4 protein-coding genes are annotated in these 3,511 nt (G+C 67.4%); 1 reads left to right on the forward strand and 3 read right to left on the reverse strand.

Translation table 11 applies throughout. The annotated features are described in order from the left end of the window. A partial coding sequence (locus ACTHNC_RS03250; RefSeq protein WP_440293164.1) for an alpha/beta fold hydrolase occupies positions 1–195 on the forward strand: 195 nt, incomplete at its 5' end. Positions 196–267: 72 nt separating this feature from the next. On the opposite strand, the gene ACTHNC_RS03255 is transcribed toward ACTHNC_RS03250, so the two are convergent. The 3 genes from ACTHNC_RS03255 to rplK form a co-directional block, all read right to left on the reverse strand. Continuing rightward, the gene (locus ACTHNC_RS03255; RefSeq protein WP_440293165.1) at positions 268–2,274 is read right to left on the reverse strand and encodes a S53 family peptidase; all 2,007 of its coding nucleotides are present in this window, start codon (positions 2,272–2,274) and stop codon (positions 268–270) included. 134 nt (positions 2,275–2,408) lie between these two features. Continuing rightward, a complete protein-coding gene (gene rplA / locus ACTHNC_RS03260; protein WP_440293166.1) occupies positions 2,409–3,098 on the reverse strand; it encodes a 50S ribosomal protein L1 in 690 nt (229 codons plus the stop codon). Positions 3,099–3,169: 71 nt separating this feature from the next. Further along, a partial coding sequence (gene rplK / locus ACTHNC_RS03265; protein ID WP_440293167.1) for a 50S ribosomal protein L11 occupies positions 3,170–3,511 on the reverse strand: 342 nt, incomplete at its 5' end.

The following is a 3,511-nucleotide window of genomic DNA, read 5'->3' on the forward strand; positions in this document are numbered from 1 at the left end:
CCGGTCTCGGTCGTCTGGGGCGCGGCCGATCGCGTGGTCACCCCCGCCTACGGGCGTGCTCTCGCGGCGGCCGTTCCCGGAGCCGAGTTCACCCTCATCGAGCGGGCGGGTCACCTTCCGCAGCTCGAGAACCCCGAGGCGCTGTGGGAACGCCTCGATCCCTTCCTGTCCCGACTCACGGGCGTTCCCGCCTGACACCCGAGGGACGGGTCACACAACGACGGGCCGGCCCCGAAGGACCGGCCCGCCGCCTCTTCCGGTGAGAGATCAGTGTCTACCCTGTGCGAGCAGATGCGCGAGGTCGAACGACATGGCGCCCATGCCCGTCACGTCGTCGTACCCCTTGGTGACGGTCAGCGACGTGTCGTGGTTCAGCGTCATCAGGAACGAACGTCCGCTCGTCTTGCTGGTGTAGACGACGGCGACCTCCTGCGACGGCGGCTGCACGTCACGGAACGCCGACGGCAGGATGCGGTCGAGCCCGTACAGCGTCGGGTTGGCGAACCCGATCGTCGAGTGCGTCAGCTGCTGTGCCAGCGCTACCTGCGCCGCCGTCAGCGGAGACGCGAGCGAGGTGCCGCCGTAGGTCTCGTTGACGTAGTCGCCCGTTGCCAGCGTGCTGTCGTCGATGATCGGCGAGATGCCGATCTCGAACCCGGTGTACGGGTCGGCGAGCGCCGCGAGGTCGGGCGACACCCGCTTGCCCCGCGACAGCGAGTCCGGCACGACGCCCTTCTGGTACGCGGGCTCCGCGTTCACCGCACTCACGCCGCCGCCTGCACCGCCCGCGAACAGCGAGCCGGGAAGAGGGTCTGTGTAGGACAGGTTCCCAGCGGCATCCTTCTTGATGACATCGGCCTGCACGCCCCAGCCGACCTCCATGGCCAGCTTGCCGTTCTGGTCGACGCCGATCGAGGTGCCCCCGACCGAGGTGACGTAGGGAGAGGATGCCGGGAAGTCCGGCGACGGGTAACCGAGACTCGCCGCCTCGTCGCCGTTGTCGCCGCTGGAGAAGTAGAGCCCGATGCCCTCGCCTGCCGCCTGGATGTGCAGGTTCTGCTGGCCTGCGATCACGTCGGCAGGAACATCCTCACCGACGTCGCCCCAGCTGTTGCTCACGATGTTCGCGAGCTTGTGATCGAGGATCTTCGACATGGCGATGTCCAGCCCGCCCTCGCAGTCGAATCCGCCGACGTACAGCACGTTCGCCTTCGGTGCGATGGCGTGGACCGCCTCGACGTCGAGGGTCTGCTCGCCCTGCCATCCGCTCGGCTGCTGACACAGCGCGGTGTCGACGAACTCGCTCGGATCCGGCACGATCTGCGTGTACTGGCCGGGTGCGAGCTGCGGCTCGCCGTTCTGCGCCGAGTACTGGTTCACATCGGACTGGATGCTCGGCGACGCGTACGCGTCGATGATCGCGACGGTCTGCCCTGAACCGTTGACGCCGAACCTCGACCAGGTGTCCAGGTTGTAGGCGGAGCGCAACTGCTTCGGCACATACCCGCAGATGTTCGTCGGGTACTGCGTCTGGTCGTTGTACGCGGGCGGCACGGTCGCCGTGTTCTGACCCCAGTAGGTGGAGCACGGGGCGTTCACCACGGGTGCCGCATCGGCGAACATCCGCTGCTTCGGGGTTGTCGGTCCGGTGGTCGACGGGATGTCGCCCTGCTTGATCGAGTCAGGCCGGGTGAGTGTGCGCGACTGGTCGAGGCTCACCGCGCTCACGGATGCCCCGATCTGCGACGGCAGCGACGGCGCGGTCGACGGCGCGATGAGCTGGCGACCGTCGTGCGCGTAGGTGTGCAGCGTCGTGCCGAACGCGGCGTTCATCTCCTCAGGCGTTCCCCGGTACACGATGTACTGCCTGCTGTCAGGCGTGCCCGTGATGGTGAGCCCCTTCGACTTCAGGTAGGCCACCGTCGCGTCGTAGGTCTTCTGCGTCGGCGAGAAGCGCGCGATCCAGGTCCCAGGGCTCAGCCAGTGCCGGTACTGCCTGTTGCCCGGCGTGGAGACCGCGATGGCGAGATTCGCCGCACCCTGCTGATCTCTGAGCTTCAGGTAGAGCTCGCCCTCCACGCTGGCGTCGGCCGCGGGCGTTCCGCTGTCGTTCGCGCTGGTGGCCCAACCCGGAACCGAGCCGCTGTAGTCGACCCGGGTTGCGGCATCCGCCGCGGAAATGCCTGTCGCCGACAGCGCGATGATGCTGGCCCCGGCTGCGAGGATCGCCGTCGCACGCCTCGTGAGCACGCGACGACTTGCTCGTGTCGTCATCCCATTCCTTCCGATCGCGTGCACGTCCCCATCGGCGCGCACGAATCGGACACTATGCCCATACCGATGTCCCTCACAAGGGGGACAAAGAAAGGCCCCGCCGAGGCGGGGCCTTTCTTGGGGTGCTGAGTCGCTCAGATGGCGTTGACGTCCAGCGGGATGCCGGGGCCGAACGTGGTCGACACGGCGCCCTTCTGAATGTAACGGCCCTTGGCGGCCGACGGCTTGAGCCGCACGACCTCCTCGAGCGCCACCTTGATGTTGTCAGCGAGCTGCTCGGGCGTGAAGCCGGCCTTGCCGACGACGAAGTGCACGTTGGCGTGCTTGTCGACACGGAACTCGATCTTTCCGCCCTTGATGTCGGAGACGGCCTTCGCCACGTCCGGGGTGACCGTGCCGGTCTTCGGGTTGGGCATGAGGCCGCGCGGGCCGAGCACCTTGCCGAGACGGCCGACCTGGCCCATGAGCTCCGGGGTGGAGACGGCCGCGTCGAAGTCGGTGTAACCGCCGGCGACCTTCTCGATCAGGTCGGTTCCGCCGACCTCGTCCGCACCGGCCGCGATGGCCGCCTCGGCCGCGGGGCCGGTGGCGAACACGATGACGCGGGCGGTCTTGCCCGTACCGTGAGGAAGAATGACGGTACCGCGGACCATCTGGTCCGCCTTGCGCGGGTCGACACCCAGCTTCAGCGCGACCTCGACGGTCGAGTTGAACTTGGCGGAGCCGGTCTCCTTCGCGAGGGCGACGGCCTCCTCCGGCGTGTAGAACTTTCCGGCCTCGATCTTCTCGGCCGCGGCCCGGTAGGCCTTGGACTTCTGTGCCATGTGATTTCTCCTAACGAGAATGTGGTGCGAGCCTGGCCGGCTCTTCCACGTATGTCTTGAGGGGGTGGGGCTTACGCCTCGACCGTGATGCCCATCGAGCGGGCGGTGCCTGCGATGATCTTCGACGCCGCGTCGATGTCGTTGGCGTTGAGGTCGACCATCTTCTGCTCGGCGATCTGGCGCACCTGCTCCTGGGTCAGCTTGCCGACCTTGGTGGTGTGCGGGACGCCGGAGCCCTTGGGGACGCCTGCAGCCTTCTTGATCAGCTCGGCCGCCGGCGGGGTCTTCAGGACGAACGTGAACGAGCGGTCCTCGTACACGGTGATCTCGACCGGGATGACGTTGCCGCGCTGCGACTCGGTGGCCGCGTTGTACGCCTTGCAGAACTCCATGATGTTCACGCCGTGCTGACC

It is taken from the genome of Humibacter sp., from assembly GCF_051954055.1.
Classification (GTDB): Bacteria; Actinomycetota; Actinomycetes; order Actinomycetales; family Microbacteriaceae; genus Humibacter.

Excerpts from the sequence above, each read along its gene's own strand:
- ACTHNC_RS03255 (WP_440293165.1), bottom strand. The coding sequence starts at position 2,274 with ATGACGACACGAGCAAGTCGTCGCGTGCTCACGAGGCGTGCGACGGCG.
- rplA (WP_440293166.1), bottom strand. The coding sequence starts at position 3,098 with ATGGCACAGAAGTCCAAGGCCTACCGGGCCGCGGCCGAGAAGATCGAG.